Below are 20,362 nucleotides of genomic sequence, written 5' to 3'. Positions count from 1 at the left end.
CCCCGGAGAGAGTCCGAGGTCCCGGTCCGACATCTCACACGTGCGGTCGGCGTCCCTTCTCCTGGTGCGGGAACGTCTGGTCCGCGCCCGGGAGCGTGGGCTTCGGCAACGTTGCCACTTCCTCCTTCGCCTTCTCCAGCTGCTCGGCCGTGTCGTCCGGCAGCCGGGGTGAGCGCGGACGGGCGTCGCGGAAGCGGAACGCGGTCGTGAAGTCGCCGAAGGTGTCACGGCGCCAGTCGCTGACGTTCGGCTCCTCCACCCCGGTGAACCGCTCCAGGAACTGCAACGCCGAGGTGTGGTCGAAGGCCTCCGAGGCGACCCAACCACCCACCGTCCAGGGCGAGACGATGATGGCGGGCACCCGGAAGCCACCACCGATCGGCAGCCCCTGAATGAACTCGTCGGGCGTCCCCGCGGGCGGGGTCGGCGGGACCACGTGGTCGAACAGGCCGTCGTTCTCGTCGTAGTTGAGGATGAACGCGGTCTTGCGCCACACCTTCGGGTTCGAGGCGATCGCCTCGATCTTCGACGCCACGTAGTCGGCACCCGCGGCCGGGAGATAGTCCGGGTGCTCCGACTGGTAGCTGGTCGGACAGATCCACGACACTGTCGGGAGGCGGTCGTTGCGGGCGTCGTCCTCGAAGGTGCCGTGCGGCTGCGGGCGTACGCCCCGCTCGTACAGGTCGGAGCCGGGCTGCGCGTTCTTGAACGTCGCGAACTGCTCCAGCATGTTGGTGCCGTAGTCGTCTTCCTCCTGGTACACCTTCCAGCTGATGCCGGCGGCCTGGAGACGTTCCGCGTACGTCGTCCAGCGGTACGGCGTCGGCGCGACGTTGCTGATGATCGGGCCGCCCTGGGTGCCGGCGGGGTCGATCGAACCGGTCATCCACATCAGGCGGTTGGGCCAGGTCGGGCCGAACACCGAGCAGAAGTAGTTGTCGCAGATGGTGAAGGTCTCGGCGAGGGCGAACTGGAAGGGGATGTCCTCGCGCGTGTAATAACCCATCACATACGGGCCGTTGACGCCGTCGGCCTTGCGGTGGGCCGACAGCCACTGGTCCATCTTGCCGCCGTTCCATGCCTGGTGCTGTACGGACCAGGCATGGCTGGTGGACGGGATGGCCTGGGCACTGGTCGTGCGGGTGTCCAGGTGGAAGGGCAGGAGGTAGCCCTTCGGGTTCTCGGCGTCGGGCTGGTAGAAGACGCTGCGCCCGTTGTCGAGCTTGAGGGCGTGCGGGTCGGCGAAACCGCGGACGCCCGACAGGGTGCCGAAGTAGTGGTCGAAGGACCTGTTTTCCTGCATCAGCAGGACGACGTGTTCGATGTCTCGCAGTGAGCTGTGCTTCGGCGGTTCGGCGGCGACGGCCTTCTGGACGCTCGGCGGGAGGAGGGAGAGAGCCGGGGCGCCGCCCAGTGCGCCGGCGGCCGAGCCCAGGAGTCTACGACGGGTCAACTCAGCCATGATTACCCCTTTTTGAGCAAGAGAAGCGCTCGGGAGTGACGGCAAGGCCCGGGTGGGGAACGGGCCGCCGCTCACTCTCCGCCCGGTACGGAACAGGGCATCAGGGGCAGGCGGTGAACATGTCGCCAACGCGCGGGAAGGGGTTGGCCAAGCCATGACCCGGGATGGCGGGGCGTTGCCGAGCGGTTGCCCGGGCTTGGGGGACGAATGGCCGGCCCATGAACCGGAGTCCCGACAGCACAGGGACGATGCCGCACAGGAAGCGCGGGCTGCCCCTCAAGGGAGGGACAGCCCGCGCGTGTTGTGTGGTGTTTCCGTGGGGCGCGTTACATCGACCCGCGTTGGGCGCGTCGTAGCACCACGAACCCTCCGATCAGGAGGATCGCTCCGACCGCCGCCGGCCACAGCTGGGCGCCGGTGTCGGCCAAGTTGCCCTGTGCTCCCTGGGGTTGGGTCTGCGCCACGGTGGTGGCCGGGTCGGGGACGCCGGCGGTTTCGTTGGCGGCCGCTCCGTCGTCGTCACCGCTGCTGCCCGCCGGCGGAGTCGACACGGCCGTGCCGACAGCTTCGGCCTCCGTCGGTGTGTCGGCCTTGGGTGACAGGGTCGCGGCGGGCTGGGACGTGGCGTCGTCCGCCGGTTCGGTGTCCGGGGTGTCGGCCGGGGGCTGCGTGGTCTCCTCGTCGGCCGGATCAGCCGGATCGGCCGGAGTGGCGGGGGGCTCCTCGGCGTTGTCGTCGGTCGGAGACGCGGAGGGCTCTTCGCTGGGCTCGTCCGAGGGAGGCGCGGGGTTCTCGGTCGGCTCGTCCTGCTGGCCGCCGCCGTCGCCCTGGCCGCCGTCGCCCTGCCCGCCGTCGTCACCCTGGTCCGCGCCCGCGCCGCACTGGCGGCCGGAGTTGATGCAGTCGGTCATCTCGCGCATCAGGTCTTCGTCGAAGACGTTGATGAAGTCGCCGTGGTCGGTGACGGGCTTGTGGAGCTGCTCGGGGAAGGAGTCCACCGCGAACAGCGGGACCGTGCGGCCACCGTCGTCGAGGCTCGGCGCGTCGACGTCGTAGACGATGCGCTGGACGAGTTGCGGGATGGCCTGGAAGCCGGTCGCGCAGCTGCCGTCGGCGGCGGCGAAGGCCACGTGGGTGCGGTGGTTGGCGCTGTCGATGTTCCGGCCGTCCCAGCAGCTCTGGAACTTGAAGGTGCGCACCACGTCACTGCCCTGGGGGCAGAGGGGGTACTTGTCCTTCAGCTGCCGGTCCTCGAAGCCGGTGCAGCTCCAGGACGCGTTGGCGTTGGCCGTGCCGTTGACGAAGGCCTTGGCGTCGCCGGTGATGATGCGCAGCAGCCGGGGCATGGCCGTGACCTTGCTCTGCGGGCTGCCGACGAACGTCAGCGTGACCTGCTTGGGCGTGACGATCTCGCCCGCGTTGCCCTCGATGCCGCCGCCGGGGGCGCCCGCGTCCTGCTCCTGGGTGCCGTTCTGCAGGCGCAGCACGGGCCAGTAGTACGTGGACTTGTCGCCCTGGTCCTCGCAGCTGGTGTCGCCGTTCGCCAGGTCCTCGTCGCTCGCGAAGGCGTTGTTGGCCTGATTGCCGACGTAGTCGTGGAAGTGGTGGGCGCCGTTGGAGACGCCAGGGGCCACGATCACGTTGTCGGAGTTGAACAGGCCGCCCTCGTTCACGCCGCAGCTGGTGGTGAACGTGCCCCGTGAGGCGTTCTGTTGGGCGCTCGGGCTGTTCACGTTGGGCTGGACGGTCTTGATGTCGACGAAGTCCGCGGCGACGGGGCCGTTTCCGGCCTGTCCGCCGTTCCCGGGCTCCTGCTCGCCGTCGCCGGCCTGCTGGTCGTCGCCGTCGCCCTCGTCGCCGTTCTGCTCATCGCCGTTTTGGTCGTCTCCGGTCTGCCCGTCACCGGTCTGGGGGTCGGCCGCCTGCAACGTACAGGGCGCGAAGGCTTCGAGGCCCTCGGGGCGGTCCCCCACGCGGTCGATGGCGATGGCGATCCGTTCGATGACCGCGGCGCGCTTGTCCTTCAGCGGATTCATGATCGCGTTGTCGGCGAAGGCGGCGTCCTGCTGTACGGCCTGGGCCGATTCCTGGAGTTGCCGGTAGGCCGCCGCGATCTGCTCGTCCAGGAGGGCGAGTTCCTTGTCGACCTCCGCCCTCGCCTCGTCCGGAACGGCTGTCAACTGGGTGCCGACGTCCGGGCAGTCGATGGTCCCGGCGCCAAAGGTCCCGGACGCCTGAGCCGCGTCCCCACCCGAGCCCCCTTCGGTCGCGGAGGCGTACACGTTCGCCGCTACCAGTCCGCCGCCGCCCAGCATCAGGGCGACCGCGGCGAAGGTCGCGCGCCGGGCCCCTGTGGGACGTCTGCGTGTGTTGCGTCTCAAGGCAGTGCTCCTACCCGTCTGCTCTCCGGCTTGGCATGGAAACCCCCGGCCCTATACGGAGACGGGTCCCGCTGTGTTCAAACGGCTCAGAAATTCACAGCAACCTCGTACGAGAGGCATATGCGGCGGTGCGCGGAGGAGCCGGCCGCGCCTGAAGGCCGGGGCGGGCCACCGGTGTTGCGGCTTCCGGCTCGACTGCCGGATCGGCTGCCGGATCCACCACCGGACAGGAATCCGGGCTTCCAACCCGCGGAGGCGTGAACTATAGTTTAGATCGACCGAGAGTGAGCGGGGCGTAGCAGCGTGCACGGAACAGACGACAGACCCGAGAGCGGAGCGCCGGAGAGGCGTGAGCCGCTTCCCGCGCCCTGTGCGGGAGCGCCGTTCGCCGACCGGCTCAACTTCCTCTTCGACCGGGTCCGCGCGCCGGGGGCCAAGGAGTTCAGCAACGCGCACGTCGCCCGGACGATCTCCTCTTACGGCGACGCGAGCTACACCGGCGCCTGGATCGGCAAGCTCCGGGGCGGCGAGGGAACACCGACCATCACCATCGTGCCGCTGCTGGCCCGGTTCTTCGGTGTGGAGGCCGCGTACTTCGTCGAGGACGAGGTCACCCGCAAGGTGGCGGACCAGTTCGAGCTGCTGCGCAAACTCAGCGAGGCCGGAGTCAAGGACATCGCCCTGCGTGCCATGGGCCTGTCCGACAAGAGCTTGCTCAAGGTGCTCGAAGCCATCGACATCGTGCGCGAGCAGGAAGGCCTGCCCGCCGCCCCGGAGAAGGATCTGCCATGACGGTGTTCCGGGGTTCCGACGGCAAGTCCGGGAGAAACAGCCGGATATGGCTGGGCCGTCGAGGACGCGAGGGCGAGCGTGAGGCCGACGAGGTCGAGCAGCGCGGTCGGGCGTTCGTCGAGGAGTTGGGCCTCCCGCCGGTCGACAGCGTGCTCGATCTGGTGCCGTTCATGGAGGAGCGCCTCGGCCGCTCGATCCGGCTGATGCCGTTCACACCGGATCCCGCCGACCCCGACTCCCTGGACGCCACCGCTCCGTGCGGCCTGTGGCTCGCCACCGAGGAGACCGACTACGTCTTCTACGACACCGGGATCAGCCGCCCGCACGCGGAGGTCATCGTGGGCCACGAGTTCGCCCACATGCTGCGCCGTCACCGCGGGAACCCCTCGGTCGGCGTCGGTGATCTCGGCGGTCTGATCAGCGCGATCGACCCCCGTACGGTTCAGCTCGTGCTCGGCCGGACCCGCTACAACGATCCCGAGGAGTTCGAGGCCGAGATGCTCGGATCGCTGCTCCAGGAGCACGTGAGCACTTCCCGCTCCGGGGCCTGTGAGGGCACCGATCCCATAGCCCGCACGCTGCTGCGCCGACCGGACAGGACTTCGTGAAAGACATACTCCATCCCGTGTGCCTGGCGATCGCGGGCACCGGGTTCCTTCTCCTGCTGCGGGACCTGGGCAGACGCCGCCGTGAACCGGCGCTGGTCGCCCTGGCCTTCACCTACGGCTTCTCCGCGCTCAGTTACGCCATCTCGCTCACCTGGGTGTGGGTGCGCATCGACGGTGTCTTCGGCGTCACCAACATCGCCGTGCCGCTCGCGCAGAGCTGTGTGATCCTCGTCCTCACCCTCCAGTCCACGGTCCTCGCGTACTGGTCGAAGCCGCCCGAGCAGGCCCGCCGCCGCAGCCGTGCGCTGTTCACCGCGGCAGCCGGAGTCGTCGCCGGCATGTGGGTGCTGTTCGTCCTGCTGACCCCGGCGACGACACGGCCGACGGACTTCTCCCTGTACTACGCGCACGACCCGTTCTTCCAGGCGTACGTGCTGCTGTACTTCGGTACGTACTCGGTCGCGGAGATCTATCTGGCGCGGTCCTGCTGGAAGTACGCGCGTACCGCTTCGACCCCGTCGATCGGGCGCGGGCTGCGGCTGATCGCGGTCGGTGCCGCCATCACCCTGGGGTACAGCTCGATCCGTATCGCCGCCGTCGTGGGTGCCGAGGCCGGGTTCAGCGTCGCGTCGCTCGACCCGGTCGCGTGGGCGTGCGGGGACATCGGCGCCACCCTGACCCAGATCGGCTACTTCCTGCCCGTCCTGGCCCTGCGAGCCACCGCCGTCCGCGACTGGACGACCGCGCACGTCCGTTACCGGCGGCTGCGTCACCTGTGGGCCGCTCTCGACGCGGCAGACCCGGGTATCACGCTGCGCCGGCCGGCCCGTCAGCGCACCGACCTGCTGCACGGTCGCAGCGTCCACTTCCCGCTGCTGCGCCGCCGGGTGGAGATCCGCCAGGGGCAGAAGCTGCTGCGCCGCTATCTCGACCCGGCCGCCCGTGAACGCGCGGAGACCCGGCGCCGGGCGGAGGGCCTCGCCGATGCCGACCTCGCGGCGGCCGTGACCGCGGACCAGATCCACGACGCGCTCGTCCGTCACCGCGAGAGCGCGCCCGTGGACTCCCCCACCGAGTACGCCGACGCCGCCCTGTCCCTGGCCACCGCCGAGGACGAACTGCTCCATCTCCAGCGCGTCGCCGCCCACTTCACCCCACCCGTGTTCGACAGCCACGACGATTCCACCCCCCACAGCACCGCATCAGGAGCCCGGACGTGATCCTCCGCCGCACCCTGTTCCTCGCCTCCACGGCCCTGGCCGCGGCGGCCTGTCTGGCCCTCAGGCCGACCAGTGCACGCACCCGTGCCGACACCGGCGCCGGCACGTCCACGAGCTCTCCCACCGATCTGCATCTCGCCTCGGCCCGCGAGCAGCTCGGCGCGCTGCGCAGCGGCGGGGTCAGCAGCCGGGACCTGCTGGAGCAGTACCTCCGCCACATCGAGCGGGCCAATCCCGAGGTGAACGCCGTCGTCACGCTCGACGTCGAGGCCGCCCGCGCGGCCGCCGACGCCGCGGACCGTCATCTGGCGGAGACCGGGCGTCCGCTCGGCGCGCTGCACGGACTGCCGATCACCGTCAAGGACGCGCTGGAGACCGAGAGGATGCGCACCACGTGCGGCTCCCCCGACCTCGCCGGCCATGTGCCCGACCGGGACGCGGACGCCGTCGCCCTGCTGCGCGCGGCCGGGGCGATCGTCGTAGGGAAGACCAACGTGCCGACGATGTGCCAGGACATCCAGACCTCGAATCCGCTCTTCGGCGCGACGAAGAACCCGTATGACGGCACCCGGACAGCAGGGGGTTCCTCCGGTGGGCCGGCCGCCGTCGTCGCCGTCGGCTTCACCAGTCTCGAAGTGGGCTCCGACCTCGCCGGTTCGCTGCGCCTCCCGGCCGCCTACTGCGGTGTGTTCGCGCTGCGTCCCAGCCACGGCGTCGTCCCGACCCGCGGGCACATCCCCCGTCCGCCGGGCTGGCTCACCAGCTCCGACATGCTGACCGTCGGCCCCCTCGCGCGCTCCGCCGAGGATCTCGACATCCTCCTGGACGTGCTCGCCGCGCCGTCCCCGGCCGAGGCCGCCGCCTGGCGGATCGAGCTCCCGGCGCCCCGGCACAGCCGGCTCGCGGACTATCGGGTCGGCGTCTGGGCGGACGACGCGTACTGCCGCGTCGACAAGGACGCCCGCGGTCTGCTGGACGCGGTGGCCGAGCTCGTACGCTCCGCGGGCGCGACCGTCGACGACAGCGGCCGCCCGGTCGAACTCGCCGCGAGCGACCGGCTGTTCCAGCGCCTCATGTACGCCACCGCGAGCGCCACCGCCTCCGACGCCGCGTTCGCCGACGACATCGCCGCGGCCGACAAGGTGCCCGCCGACAGCCCGGGCAGCCTCTTCCTCCGCTCGCGGACCATGCGCCACCGCGACTGGCTGCTCGCCGACGAGGAGCGCGAGAAGCTGCGCGTGGCCTGGGCCGAGTACTTCACCGCCCACGACGTCCTCATCACTCCCGCCGCCCCGACCGCGGCCGTCGCCGACCAGACCTCCGTGCCGGTTCCCGACCGGCATATCACCGTCGACGGGGAGCGACGCCCCTACTTCGACCAGACCGCCTGGTTGAACATGGCCGGCCCCGCCGGACTCCCCGCCGTCGTCGTCCCCGCCGGACAGACCGCCGAAGGGCTGCCGCTGGCGGTCCAGATCATCGGCCCGTATCTGGCCGACCGCACGGTCCTGGACGTGGCCAAGCACTTGACGGAGCTACTGCCCGAGCCGGTGCGACCTCCCGCGTTCACTTCGTAACCGCGCAACCGCGCGCCTGAGACCCGGGTCGTCCAGCCCCCACGGGGGTGGGGCAGGGCGGACCCGCGCAACAGAGGGCCCCGACACTTGTGCCGGGGCCCTCTGTTGCTCTCTGCAGAGCCTGACGAACTCAACGCAAAGAGGTACGAAAAGAGCCCGGATACCGACGGGGGTGACAGCATCCGGGCCTGTTGATCAGCTTAATCCCAAAGGGCGGGTATTCGGCAACTCCCCGGGCACAACAATCAGTCGACCGGGCCCCCGGACTTCTGCCGCGCACGGTGGGGTCCCAAGCCCCGCAAGACCTCTGGTGGGCGCCGGGACCGTGCGGCCGAGCGCGGCCAGTGCGAACAGGACGTCGTCCGTGCCGACATCCGCGCGGACCGTGCCCTGTTCGCGCCCCCGGCGCAGCAACAGCTCCAGGGTCTCCCGGTTGTGGGTGTGCACCTCGCACAGGGACTCGACCCCCTCCAGGTGGGTGGTCATGAGGTCGTTGGTGCCCCGGTCCGCGGCCAGTACGCCAAAGACGGCCTGGAGGTAGCCGGCCAGGCCCGCCCAGGCGTCCTCGGCGGCCCGCGCCTGTTCACCGGCGGCCATCGTGCCCGTCAGCAGGTCACGGACCAGGTGGTGCTGTCCACGCTGGTCGCGCTCGGGGTGGTGGGCATCGCGGTGCTGCGGCAGCGGCGGACCGCCAAGCGCGCGATCTCCGCGGCGTAGGCGAGGGGGCAGGGCCCCATGTGCTGGACCTGATACGGCTGGTGCCGCAGCTCTCCTGCTGCGGCACCAGCCGTTCGCAGCACCGGAGCGAGGTCTGGACTGGAATTGTGCAAAACGTTTTGGATCCCTAGCGTCCGGTTCGGACGGAAGGATCCACATGATGCGCCGACTGATCGGGACGTCCTGCTCGGTGCTTGTGGTGCCCGAGCAGGGGGACCGGCAGCCCGCCTCACCCATGACCGAGGACCCGCTCGACGCTCGGTACGACGAAGCCCGCTCACGCGTCGTGCTCCGCCGTCAACTCCCGCGAGGAGGGGAGCGGTTCCGATGTACATCGTCTACGTAAGATCACTGTGTGCAGAGCCCCCGACGGCCGCGGGGCCGGGGAGAACGGGTGTGGATGTGACTCCGCTGGTGAGCCGGACGGCCGAGCTGGAGCGCCTGGACGAGGTGCTCGACCGGACACTCGGTGGGGACGGCGGTCCGGCCGTGGTGGACCTCGCCGGGGCGGCGGGCATCGGGAAGAGCCGGCTCATGGCCGAGTTCTGCCGACGGGCGCAGGTCCGGGGGATGACAGTGCTGCGCGGCCGGGCCACCGAGTACGAACAGCACATCCCGTACCAGCCGTTCAGCGAGGCCCTCGCAGACCACGACGGGGACCTGACGGATCCGGGCGCAGCCGGGGGCGGGCGCGGCGACCGGTTCGGGCTGTACCGGTCCGTGGCGAAGTCGCTGGTACGGATCGCCGGGACCGGACCCGGCCACGGCCTCGTCGTGGCGCTGGACGACCTGCACTGGGGGGACCCGGCGTCCCTGGAACTCCTCGACCACCTCGTCCGCCATCCCCCGCATGCCCCCGTCGTGATCGTCGTGGCGCGTCGCGACCGCCAGACCGCGGCCTCCTTCGCCGCCGTACTCACCCGGGGTATCGACCTGGGTACGGTGCTCCGGCTGGACCTCGGACCGCTCGCCGAGCGCGCGTGCGTCGAGGTCCTGGCCCCCGGGCTGGTCCCCGGCCTGCCGCCCGGCCGGGCGGCAGAGCTGTACGCCGCCAGCGACGGCAATCCGCTGTACTTCCTTGCCCTCCTTCAGGCCGGACAGGCCGGACAGTTCCGGGGGCACAGTTCACCACCGCGCTCCGCCGGGCTCGGCTCCCTCCTGTTGGACGAGCTGACGCCGCTGACCGTCACGCAGCGCCGCACCGCCGAGGCGGTGGCCGTCCTCGGCGACCAGGGAACCGCCGCGCTGCTGGCCGTGGTCACCGGCCGGGACGAGGCCGCGGTCCATGCGGATCTGGTCGCGCTGGCCGGCCGTGATCTGCTGCATCCGGGTCCCGGCGGTCGGTGGACGCTGCGCCATCCGGTACTGCGGGCCCTCGTGCACGAGAACACCGACCCCCGGTCGCGGATCCGTATGCACCGCCTCGCCGCGGCCGGACTGGCCGACGCGGGCGCTCCCGCTGCCGCGCGCGCCCACCACGTCGAGCAGTCGCTGACCGGCTGGGACCCGGAGGCGGTCGCCGTACTGGCCGAAGCGGCCGAGCGGTCCGCCGCCACCGCGCCCGCGAGCAGCGCCCACTGGCTGGAAGTGGCGCTGAGGCATCTTCCGGACACACCGCCGTACGCCGCGCTGCGCCGTGATCTGATGCTGCGGCGGGCGCGTGCGCTGGGCGTGTGCGGGGGGCTGCGGGAGAGCAGGGACCTGCTGCACGAGGTGATCGCGATGTCGCCGCCGGGCGAGGCAGGGGCGCCGGGCGTGCGGGCTTCCGCCGTGGCGCTGTGCGCGGTGATGGAGCGCCACCTCGGCCGCTATGCCGAGGCGGTCGCCCTGCTCCGCCGCGAACTCTCCCGTACGCCGGGCCCGCCCCCCGCCGATGCCCTGGAACTCGGCCTGGAACTGGGCTCGTCCGCGCCGCATGCCACCGCGTACCCGCAGGTACGTGCCGATGTGGCCCGCACCCTCGACCTGGCCCGGTCGCTGGGCGACGAGGTCGCCGAGACCGGCGCGCTCGCGATCGCGGCCCTCGGGGAGACGTACGAAGGTGAGATGCTCCCGGCCAGGACGGCCACCGACCGGGCGGCGGCGCTCGTCGACGCACTGACCGATCACGACCTCGCGGGCCTGTGCGAGCCGCTGGCCCGCCTTGGCTGGGCGGAGGCATTCCTGGAACGCTACTCCGATGCCGAACGGCACGCCGACCGCGGCCTGGCCGTCGCCCGCCGCGGCGGCAGGCTCTACGTCCTGCCGCACCTGCTGCTGTGCAAGGCGCACGTCCACATCCAGACCCTCCGGCTCGACTCGGCCGTGGAACTCGCCGACGAGGCCGAGACCATCGCCCGCGGCATCGGCAGCGACGAACTCCTGGCCTTCGTCCTGGCCAACAAGGCCTACGCCCTGACCTACGCCCTCCCGCCCGATGACCGGACCGCACTGGAAGTGGCCGAGGAAGCGGTCGCGGCGGCGGGTACGGGCACCCACTGGTGGGCGTCCATCGCCTGGTGCCTGCTCGGCCAGGCCGCGCTCCATGCCGGTGATCCCCAGCGCGCCCGGACCGCCCTCCTCCGCGGAGGAGGAGACGACCAGAACGCGCTCCAGCCGTCCATGCGCCCGCTCATGCTGGAGGGCCTCGTCCTCTCCGCCGTCGCCACCGGTGACGCGGACTCCGCCAGAACCTGGGCGGAGCGGGCCCGTAAGGAGGCGGAGCAACTGGGTCTGGCGTCGCAGCGTGCCTCGGCCCTGCGCAGCACCGCCCACTGTCTGCTCGGCGACGGCGACACGGCAGCGGCGGCCGGGCTGTTCGAGGAAGCCGCTGCCCTCGCGGCCCGCGGTGGAGCGGTCCTGTGGGAGGCGTTCAGCTTGTTGCTCGGCGCCCCCGTGACCGCTGCCGCCGGTCACCCGGACCGTGCCCGCGCCATGAGGGAACGAGCCCGGCGTCTCGCCGTGACCGGCGGTGCCCGTCTGCTGACCGGCCTGGCGGACGCGATCCTTCCCACCCTGTCCGGGCCGCCGGCGGCCGACGACGGGCCCGGCGCGATGCCCCTGTCCCTTTCCCCACGCGAGCGTGAGATCGCCGCCCTGGTAGCCGAGGGCCTGACCTCCTCCGCCATCGCCGCCCGGCTCTACCTGAGCCCCCGTACCGTCGAGACTCATCTCGGCCGCATCTACCGCAAGGCCGGCGTCACTTCTCGGGCCGCCCTCGCCGCCCTCCAGACCCGGTCCGAGCTGCGCGACGGGACGACCGGGACCGCCGGGGTCACCTGACTTCCCGGTCACAGCACTACGTAGGCGGATTGCGTAGTTTCACCGATGCCCCCAGGACACGCGTCTGGAAGTGTCGCCGTTCAGGCCCCGTCCTACGCCCCGTGTATTCCGTGGGACCGGGGCGCTTCCCCGGTTCCGGTGACTGGGCAGGCCCGTTGTCGGTGGCGCGGGACCAGGGTCGTGGTCTCATCCTCGGTTGCCTGTTCACGGCCGGGGTTTCAGCTTCGCTGGGGGACACGGAACGATGCGCACCGAACGTGTGGAGCTGCCCGGTTATCGGGAGGTCGCGCTCAAGACGGACAGCCGCGTGCCGGCCACGGCCCGCGACCGGCAGCGGTTCATGCGCGAAGTCCCGGCTGCCGGTCAGGTGTCGGACCATCCGAACGTGGTAGCGGTGTACGACGCCGGGGTCGTGACCAGCTGGGACGCGGGGGGCCCGAAACCAGACCCACTCGAAACCAGATCGAAGCGAAAGGATGCCCATGCGTTGGCGGAGCAGTGACAGTTCATGGTGTGTCGCCGGCATCGTGTTCGGGTTGCTCCTCGCGGGTTTCGGCGCCGGCCGCATCGGGCCGGCGTACCACCGCGAGCACCGGGCTCGGGTCGTGTCGGCGTGTATCGCCGAGCGTGGTGTCGAGCAGTGCCTGCCGACGCGGACCGCCGCAATCACAAAAATCGTCAATTGACATCCTCCACCTCTTAAAAGAGGGGATTCCAACCCGGGTGGGCTGAGGTTCACGGACGCTCGAGCGGCTGGTGGCCGTTGTCGTCCCTCCGGCACCGGCTGATCGCCGGGGGCGGGGGATTCCGCCCTGTCCTGCCGCGACGTTCAATGCTGCGTTCTCATCGGCGTTGCAGGTGAACCCGCAGGACACACAGACGAACTCGGCTTGGCTCTTGCGCGAGTTCTTCTCGATCCATCCGCAGGCGGAGCACCGCAAAGAGGTGAAGGGTGCCGGGACGTCCTCGACCCGGCCCGGAGCCTTGTGCTCCGTACGCTGCCGCAGCAGGCCCCAGCCCTGGGCGAGGATCGCCCGGTTCAGCCCGGCCTTCTGCCTGACCTTCCTTCCGGGCTGTTCGAGGGTCCCCTTCGCGGAGGCGGTCATGTTCTTGATGTTCAGTTTCTCGAAGCGCACCAGGCCATAGGTGCGGGCGAGCATGGTGCTGGTCTTCTCGCACCAGTCCTTGCGCCGGCCGGCTTCACGGGCCTTGAGTCTGGCGACCTCGGCGTATGCGGCGGTCTTGGCCTGGCTGCCCTTGGGCGCACGGGCTGCGCGGCGTTGGTGCTTGCGGATCTGGGCCCGTTCCTTGACGGTGAGCTGCGGGCAGTTCAGCTTCCGTCCGTCCGAGAGGGCAGCGGTGATTTTCACGCCCCGGTCGATGCCGATGACTTCGCCCGTTGCGGGTGCGTCGATCGGTTCGGGGACGACGGCGAATGCGATGTGCCACTGGTTGTTGCGGAAGGTGACACGGAACGTCTTCGCTATCGGCAGCCCGGCACGGGTGAGCCGGAACCGCACCCACCCGCAACCGGGCACCCTCACTTGAGCCCACCGGCGGTTGAGCTTCTGGACGACCACCGAGCGCCCCATGACCTGCCTGCCCTTGGCATTCAGCTTCGGCGCACCGTCCACGTCGAACTCCGGCACACGGTCGGTACCGATGACCCGAAATCCCTCATGCACGTACTTCTTGCGCCACTTCGGCTCACCGAACCAGGCCATGAACTTGGCGTTCTTGGCCTGGGCGAAGTCCTTCAAGGCCTGCTGCTGCACATCGGCATTCCCGGGCCGCAGCCAAGCATTGTCATGCCGGGCCTCGGTGAGCTGCCGGCACTGCTCCGCGAAACCGGGCGCAGACCTGCGGCCCTTGTACCAGTGCGCATGCTGCTCCACGGCAAGGTTCCACACGTACCGGGCGTGCGCGCAGTGGCCGAGCATGACGCCCGCCTGCTCGCCCGTCGGATACATGCGGAAACGTGACATGCCGTCACCCTAGCGGCACGGACGGCATGATCAAGTTCATGCTTCGCCTCCCCGCAGACCATCACCAACGGCTGACCGAGCAGGCGGCCGCCACTGACCGGGGCTGCGTCCGCAGGCGGCAGTTACCTGTGTGCCCTCTGGATGTTGCCTTCGTGGCTCACAGTGTTGTCACAGCGATGTTGTACAAACGTCCCATGGACCGGAAACCGGAGGTCAGCGCTCCGTCCCGGGCCGGGGTCGCCGGGGCGGTCGGGAACCCTGGGTGCGTGGTCCGAGTTCGTCCGGATGGGGGGAGGGATCGTAGTGGCTGAGGCGTATGACGGGCCGGGGCGGAGTGCGGGGATGGCTCCGTTCGTCAGCAGGTCCGTGGAGATCGACCTGCTGGATTCGGTGCTGGAGCGGCTCGGGGAGGGCGGTCCGGCGGTCGTCGATGTCACGGGTGAGGCCGGTATCGGCAAGAGCCGGCTGCTGGCGAAGTTCTGCGCGCGGGCGCGCCGCCGGGGGCTGACCGTGCTGCGTGGCTGGGCCGCGGAGTACGAGCGACACAGCCCGTTCCGGCCGTTCGCCGACGCGTTCGCCGACCTCGACGCGCGAGCACTGCGGGCCCTGCCCGTGTTGGCGGAGCTCCCCCCGGTACTGCGGGGCGACATCGAAGGACCCGGCGGGCCGGGTGCGGGTGACCGTTTCGGTTTGTACCAGGCGACCGCGTCCGTACTGGGCCGGCTCGGCGGCGCCGGCCTGGTGGTGATACTGGACGACCTGCACTGGGCCGACCCGGCGTCGCTGGAGCTTCTCGGCCATCTCGTCAGGCACCCTGTGCCGGCCCCACTCCTGCTCGTTGTCTCACGCCGTGACCGTCAGGCACCGGCAGCGCTCGCCACCGCGCTGGCCGACGGCGTGGACACCGGGGCGGTGCTGCGGCTCGCTCTGGGGCCGCTCGACGAACGCGACTGCGTGGAAGAACTGGCCGGCGACCTGCCGCAGCCGCAGGCCGCCGAGCTCTACGCGGCAAGCGAGGGCAACCCTCTGTACTTCCTCGCTCTCCTTCAGGCCCATCGCGGGGCCCGGCTGCCCCGGACGCCCTTCTCGACGCCTCCGGCCCCCGCCTCGTACGGCGGCCCGGACGGTCTGCCCGCCGGCCTCGAAGCGCTGCTGCTCACCGAGCTGTCACCGCTGAGCCCGATGGAACGCCTGACCGTCGAGGCCGCCGCGGTCCTGGGCGACCACGCGACTCCCGCCATGATCGGCGCCCTCACCGACGCCGACGTCACGGACGTCATCCCGGCGCTGAACCAGGTGATGCGGCGTGACCTCGTCCGGTCGGGCCAGGGAGGACGACGGCTGGTGCTGCGCCACCCGCTGATCCGGACCCTGGTCCACGAGAGCATCAACCCCTGGCGGCGCGAGGAACTCCATCGGCGGGCGGCAGCGGAACTGGCCCGGGCCGGCGCGTCCGTCGTCGAGCGGGCACACCACCTCGAACAGTCGCTGACCCGCTGGGACCCGCAGGCGGCCGCGGTACTGACCGAGGCCGCCGAGCAGACCGCCGCGACCGCTCCCGCCACCTCCGCCCACTGGCTGGAAGTCGTGCTGCGGCTTCTGCCGGACACCCCCGAACACCTCGCCGGGCGCCGCAGACTGATGCTGCTGCGCGCCCGCGCGCTCGGCGTGAGCGGCGGACTGAAAGAGAGCCGGGACCTGCTGCACCAGGTGATCGACATGCCTGGTGCGGACGCTGACGCCGACGCCGTCCGCACCTCCGCGGTCGTCCACTGTTCCCTGGTGGAACGTCATCTCGGCGGTTTCGCGGAGTGCGAGGCGATGCTGCGCCGCGAACTGGCCCGGTCGCCTGGACGACCGCGTTCCCAGACCATCGATCTCCGCCTCGAACTGGGCTTCTGCGGGCTGATGTCCGCTGTCCGCTTTCCGGATATGAGGTCGGAGGTCGCGGAGGCTCTGACCATGGCACGTTCTCTCGGTGACGAGATCCGTGAGATGCGCGCCCTGTCGCTCGCCGCCATGGGCGAGGCGTACGAGGGCGACGTGGCCGCGGCCCGGAGGTTCGCCGAACCCGCGGCCCGACTCGCGGACGCGCTGACCGACAACGACCTCGCCGCCCTGTGCGAATCCCTGTGCGTACTCGGCTGGGCCGAGGCATTCCTGGAGAGCCACACCGACGCCGCGCGGCACGCCGACCGGGGGCTGGACATCGCCCGGAGTACCGGCCAGCTCTACCTGTTGCCGCAGATCCTGGTGTGCAAGGCCTATATCGACCTCACCGCCTGTCGGATCACGCCCGCGTTGGAGCTGGTCGAGGAGGCCACGGCCATCGCGCGGGCACTGGGCAGCGGAGAACTGCTGGCCTTCGCCCTGGCGTTCAGAGCCCAGATCCTGCTACAGGCCCGTCCTCCGGGAGATCCCGGCCCGCTGGACTGCGCCGAGGAAGCCGTGGCAGCGGCCGGTACGAACGACAGCTGGTGGGCGTCGCTGGCCTGGTGCATGCTCGCCTACGCGGCGCTGAGCGCCGGCGATCCGCACCGGGTGCCGGACGTCCTGCTGCACGCCGGCGGTGGCAACGGTATGCGGCGGCTGCAGCCCTCGGTACGCCCCACTTATCTGGAACTGCTCGTCACCGCCGCCGTCGCCACCGGTGACGTGGAAAAGGCCGAACGCTGGGCCGAGCGCGCCCACAAGGAAGCCGAACAACTCGGCCTGCCGGCCCAGCGGGGAGCAGCCCTGCGCAGCCTCGCCCAAGTCGCCGCGCACCGCGGTGACACGGCCGCGGCGGCCCGGATGTTCGCCGAGGCCGCAGCAGACAGCGCAGGGGCCGGAGCAGTACTCCGGGAGGCGCAGTCCCTGCTCCTCGGCGCCCCGCTCATGAAGGCCGCCGGGGACGGCTCCCGGGCAGCCGCCATGTGGCACCGGGGCTCCCGTCTGGCCTCGGCAGGCGGCGCACGGCTGCTGGCCGACCTGGCCGAACGGGTGCGCCCGGTGGTGTTCGGGGGTCCGTCCCGCACGTCCGAACCGGTCGGCGGCCTGACGGCGTTGACCGCACGCGAACGGGAGGTCGCCGGTCTGGTCGCTGAAGGACTCACCAACCAGACGATCGCCACGAGGCTCTACCTCAGCCCACGCACCGTCGAGAGTCACATAGCCCGGGTCTACCGCAAGACGGGAGTGTCCTCCCGCGCCGCGCTGGCGTCCCTGGTGACCCGCAGCGGCGCGGCGTCCCCGGCGCCGGACGGTACGTAGATCCGTTGCGCAGTTCAACCGATGTCCCTGTGGCGGGCAACTGTGACAGTCGGACCCATGCGAACTGGTCTTGGTCACCGTTCGGCACCCGTCCCCCCCATCGACGGGCTCAGTGCGGTTCTCCATACTCGGCCCGCCTCGGTCCGCTCAAGCAACGGCTGGTGGCCGAGGAGGACCTCTGATGCCGGGTGAGCCCGCCTGATCGTCCCTCCCGCGTCCAGGGCTGGAAGCTGCACGTCTCGGCTACCCCGCTGTCCGCCCCCGTGACACTGCACAGGTCGGCGCAGGTGCCGGTACGGCGCGGGTGCGCGTTCAGGTTCGCGGCCCGCACGGAACACGTGGCAGGGGGAGCCTGTGGCCTGTGCGCGCACGATCCCGCGCGGCGCTGGTCGTTGGGTCAGGTCACGGCGTTCCTCGCCGATCCGGCGCCCCCGTCGGCGTCCGCCACTGTCGCTGATACGCCAGCGGTACGTGACCGAGTACGGTCGGACCAGTTGATCGAGGGCGGTCATCCGGACGACGACGAACTTGGAGAGCACACCGCGCAGTTCGCGCCGGCATTGCCAGTGCGCCGGCCCAACCCGGACGTGTTCCATGGCACCGCCGGTGCCGGGCGGACGACTCCCCTGCACACCGCCCAGCACCGCGGCTTCGACCAGACCCTCGCCAAGGCCGAGGTCTCCGCGATCACCAAGGACCCCTGGGTCGCCCGCGTCACCACCACCGACCTGACCGGCGACACCCCCTGGTGCAGAAGGTCGCAAGTCCTGTTCGGAAACTCCGCGGCCGGCGAAAACACGTAGCCGATTGCGTAGTTCTACTGATTTCTTCAGTGCCCGCTTAGGGGAGGGTCTTGATCGAGGATGAACCGTGCGCGACCGGAGAGCCACTGAGTACAGGTCGGGATGATGACGTTGCTGGAGTCTGCAGGAGACCGGGTACGGCGGCTGGTCCGCGCCGTCACCCCGACGGGACGTGACCGGCCGGCTCGGTATGCCGCCGCTCCGGTCACCGCCTTGCTGGCGGCCGTCGCGCTGCTGGCGGCCGGCTGCTCGGGCGACGGAGACGGCACCGACGCATCGGCCGCCACGCCCTCCGTGACCGGCACTGCCACCGCTGCCCCGACCACCCCGTCGGCCACGCCCTCCCCGCCCTACCCGACCAACGCCAAGGGCTGCCACCCCCACGGGGAGTGGACGACGGAACAGGCCGTGACCTGGGTGCGCATACATGCCGATGTCCCCGCCGCGGGCGTCGACACCTCCAAGGACCCGGTCACAATCGACGAGAGCGTGGAGGGCTACTCCGGCCCGCTGTGCGAAACGGTCACCGTTCAGGTGGAGTTCTGGAAGCTCACCTACGGCTCGGCGGGCGCCGGAGGGGCCACGACCAGCGCCACGGAGGCCCCGCCGGACTACTACTTCGACATGGACTCCGTGAAGCGGACCGAGCTGCGCGTCGACGGACGCAAGGAGCGCCTCGTGAAACCGCCGGAGAAGCTCTACGCCGGCGACCGCAGCGTCTGCGTGGGGGCTCTGGTCGCGGTGTACGTCGGCGGGCCCCTCAAGAGCAAGGAACTGCCCGAGCAGATCAGCACCGGGTCCGGGAGCCTCGGCATCGCCGGCGGAGACGTGAAATTCAGGACCGAGCGGGTGGCCGAGTACGAGCTGTCGCCTCCAGCGGCGCCGCAGGTCTGCAGCCCCGAGGGCAAGCCCACCGCCGACCCGTACGACGTGCCCGACACCACGGGTGTGCCCGACCCGCTGTACCCGACGCCGACGTTCAGCTTCGACGTGGACGACGTCCTGCGCTCCCCGAGTTACGGAGATTGAGCAGGTGGGGGCCTGGCGACCGACGGGGCCGTGGGTTCACGGAATAGCTGGTGAGGGAAGGACTGATCGATCATCTTGACGGTCCGACAGGTATCTGACAAAGGGAGGCCGCTATGAGTAAGCGGGAATTGGGGCCGTATCCAGGTCTGAGATATGCGCACATGGTGTCCAAGGACGTCCACAGCAGCCATGTCGTCCGCCAGTTCGCTCTTTATCCGATCGACATCGAGCGGCCGGAGAAGGGCCGGCGGGTGGAGGCGCTGGAATGCGGGAGCTGCCAGAAGCCGCTGAAGTTCAAGGTGCTCAGCGTCGCGGCGACCAGGAGCCGCCGGCGGGTATGGCTGGTGCTGGGCCTGGCCGGGGTAGCGGTGGCGCTCGGTTTCGGGGTGGCGATCTTCGAGGTCGGCGGGCAAGTGGCCGAGGAAGGGACCCCCAACCCGGTGGGCCCGCTGGCACTGGGCTTCCTCGCCGGGTTCCTTTGCGGGACCGTCGGCCTGAGCTACTGGCGGTACGAGGACGGGGTGCGCGGGCCCGGCTCGCCGCTGATGTCGCTCGGTGGGCACGCTCTCCGGTGGCCGCCCAGCTAGCTCGTTAAACTTGGATCACACAGTCATGAACCCCACAAAGCAACGCTGACCTGCAGCATACTCTCGAAGATCAACTTATCTAGGAAACTCGGGCTAGGGCTGGCGTTGCCGTCGGTCTCGTGCGGTCTACCCGCGGACTCGGGCGGGCAGCCCTCAAACGTCTGCGCAGAGTGCGCTTTTTACGGCGCTCCTTTTGATCTTGCTCCGGGTGGGGTTTACCTAGCTGCCCAGGTCACCCTGGGCACTGGTGGTCTCTTACACCACCGTTTCACCCTTACCCGGCGCCGAAGCGCCGGGCGGTCTGTTCTCTGTGGCACTGTCCCGCAGGTCGCCCCGGGTGGCCGTTAGCCATCACCCTGCCCTGTGGAGTCCGGACTGCCATGGTGAGGCGTATCAGCCTGCCCAGGACGTCGGACTTCGGTTGCGGCTCATCCGTGGACCTCCACGTCCTCGACCGGCACCGCGCAGCACAACAACGCCTGGTCGGCTTCCAGTCGGGCTGCCGGTTCGGTCAGGTGGGCGACCTTGCCGGTGACGCGCTTGCGGCAGGTTCCGCAGGTGCCTGAGCGGCATACGGAGGGAAGCTTGAGGCCTGCCGACTCTGCTGTGTCGAGGAGTGTGCCGCTGTCGGCGGTCCAGGTGGTGCGGGTGCCGCTGGCCGTGTAGTGCACGGTGAATGGGCCGGGTT

14 protein-coding genes, 1 other RNA gene and 1 pseudogene are annotated in these 20,362 nt (G+C 70.5%); 10 read left to right on the top strand and 6 right to left on the bottom strand.

Annotation, left to right across the window (positions count from 1 at the left end; all coding sequences use genetic code 11):
- Positions 1–34 precede the first annotated feature (34 nt).
- Positions 35–1,462, bottom strand: coding sequence for an alkaline phosphatase family protein (locus AC5DRG_RS48520; protein ID WP_491806705.1), 1,428 nt, complete (start codon positions 1,460–1,462; stop codon positions 35–37).
- A gap of 326 nt (positions 1,463–1,788) precedes the next feature.
- Positions 1,789–3,777: a DUF1996 domain-containing protein gene (locus AC5DRG_RS48515; protein WP_491813367.1), complete on the bottom strand. Its 1,989-nt coding sequence runs from the start codon at positions 3,775–3,777 to the stop codon at positions 1,789–1,791.
- Between the two features lie 369 nt (positions 3,778–4,146).
- On the opposite strand from AC5DRG_RS48515, the gene AC5DRG_RS48510 reads away from it, so the two are divergent.
- Genes AC5DRG_RS48510 through AC5DRG_RS48495 form a run of 4 tightly spaced genes read left to right on the top strand, consistent with a single transcriptional unit; the run spans position 4,147 to position 8,040 of the window.
- Positions 4,147–4,635, top strand: coding sequence for a hypothetical protein (locus AC5DRG_RS48510; protein WP_491806704.1), 489 nt, complete (start codon positions 4,147–4,149; stop codon positions 4,633–4,635).
- Positions 4,632–5,243, top strand: a complete 612-nt coding sequence (locus AC5DRG_RS48505) for a hypothetical protein (RefSeq protein WP_491806703.1) — start codon at positions 4,632–4,634, stop codon at positions 5,241–5,243. The genes AC5DRG_RS48510 and AC5DRG_RS48505 overlap by 4 nt, the downstream gene beginning before the upstream one ends.
- Positions 5,240–6,463, top strand: coding sequence for an MAB_1171c family putative transporter (locus tag AC5DRG_RS48500; protein ID WP_491806702.1), 1,224 nt, complete (start codon positions 5,240–5,242; stop codon positions 6,461–6,463). The genes AC5DRG_RS48505 and AC5DRG_RS48500 overlap by 4 nt, the downstream gene beginning before the upstream one ends.
- Positions 6,460–8,040, top strand: coding sequence for an amidase (locus tag AC5DRG_RS48495; RefSeq protein ID WP_491806701.1), 1,581 nt, complete (start codon positions 6,460–6,462; stop codon positions 8,038–8,040). The genes AC5DRG_RS48500 and AC5DRG_RS48495 overlap by 4 nt, the downstream gene beginning before the upstream one ends.
- Before the next feature lie 309 nt (positions 8,041–8,349).
- Here the strand turns inward: AC5DRG_RS48495 and AC5DRG_RS48490 are convergent.
- Positions 8,350–8,658, bottom strand: a pseudogene (locus tag AC5DRG_RS48490) (SbtR family transcriptional regulator); the annotation flags it as partial.
- Positions 8,659–9,159: 501 nt separating this feature from the next.
- Here AC5DRG_RS48490 and AC5DRG_RS48485 point away from each other — a divergent pair.
- Positions 9,160–12,018, top strand: coding sequence for a helix-turn-helix transcriptional regulator (locus AC5DRG_RS48485; protein WP_491813366.1), 2,859 nt, complete (start codon positions 9,160–9,162; stop codon positions 12,016–12,018).
- Between the two features lie 244 nt (positions 12,019–12,262).
- Positions 12,263–12,520 carry a hypothetical protein gene (locus tag AC5DRG_RS48480; RefSeq protein WP_491806700.1) on the top strand — a complete coding sequence of 86 codons (258 nt, stop codon included), beginning with the start codon at positions 12,263–12,265 and terminating at the stop codon, positions 12,518–12,520.
- A gap of 4 nt (positions 12,521–12,524) precedes the next feature.
- Here AC5DRG_RS48480 and AC5DRG_RS48475 read toward each other — a convergent pair whose 3' ends face one another.
- Positions 12,525–14,003, bottom strand: coding sequence for an RNA-guided endonuclease InsQ/TnpB family protein (locus tag AC5DRG_RS48475; protein ID WP_491806699.1), 1,479 nt, complete (start codon positions 14,001–14,003; stop codon positions 12,525–12,527).
- A gap of 342 nt (positions 14,004–14,345) precedes the next feature.
- Here AC5DRG_RS48475 and AC5DRG_RS48470 point away from each other — a divergent pair, with 342 nt between their 5' ends.
- From AC5DRG_RS48470 to AC5DRG_RS48455, 4 genes are all read left to right on the top strand, one after another.
- The gene (locus AC5DRG_RS48470; RefSeq protein ID WP_491806698.1) at positions 14,346–17,255 is read left to right on the top strand and encodes a helix-turn-helix transcriptional regulator; all 2,910 of its coding nucleotides are present in this window, start codon (positions 14,346–14,348) and stop codon (positions 17,253–17,255) included.
- A 188-nt stretch (positions 17,256–17,443) separates the two neighbouring features.
- Complete coding sequence (locus AC5DRG_RS48465) at positions 17,444–18,058, top strand: class III lanthionine synthetase LanKC N-terminal domain-containing protein (RefSeq protein WP_491806697.1); 615 nt, start codon at positions 17,444–17,446, stop codon at positions 18,056–18,058.
- 105 nt (positions 18,059–18,163) lie between these two features.
- On the top strand, positions 18,164–19,087 hold the full coding sequence (locus AC5DRG_RS48460) for a hypothetical protein (protein WP_491806696.1): 924 nt from the start codon (positions 18,164–18,166) through the stop codon (positions 19,085–19,087).
- A 113-nt stretch (positions 19,088–19,200) separates the two neighbouring features.
- Positions 19,201–19,674 carry a hypothetical protein gene (locus AC5DRG_RS48455; RefSeq protein ID WP_491806695.1) on the top strand — a complete coding sequence of 158 codons (474 nt, stop codon included), beginning with the start codon at positions 19,201–19,203 and terminating at the stop codon, positions 19,672–19,674.
- A 36-nt stretch (positions 19,675–19,710) separates the two neighbouring features.
- Here AC5DRG_RS48455 and rnpB read toward each other — a convergent pair.
- Both rnpB and AC5DRG_RS48445 read right to left on the bottom strand, forming a co-directional pair.
- Positions 19,711–20,087: RNase P RNA component class A (gene rnpB / locus AC5DRG_RS48450), an RNA gene on the bottom strand.
- Between the two features lie 15 nt (positions 20,088–20,102).
- On the bottom strand, positions 20,103–20,345 hold the full coding sequence (locus AC5DRG_RS48445) for a 2Fe-2S iron-sulfur cluster-binding protein (RefSeq protein WP_491806694.1): 243 nt from the start codon (positions 20,343–20,345) through the stop codon (positions 20,103–20,105).
- Between the last annotated feature and the right edge of the window lie 17 nt (positions 20,346–20,362).

This window comes from Streptomyces sp. JLBG701 (genome assembly GCF_058544905.1).
The sequence above is the reverse complement of the archived record's forward strand: the minus strand, read 5'-3'. Positions and strand labels throughout refer to the sequence as shown.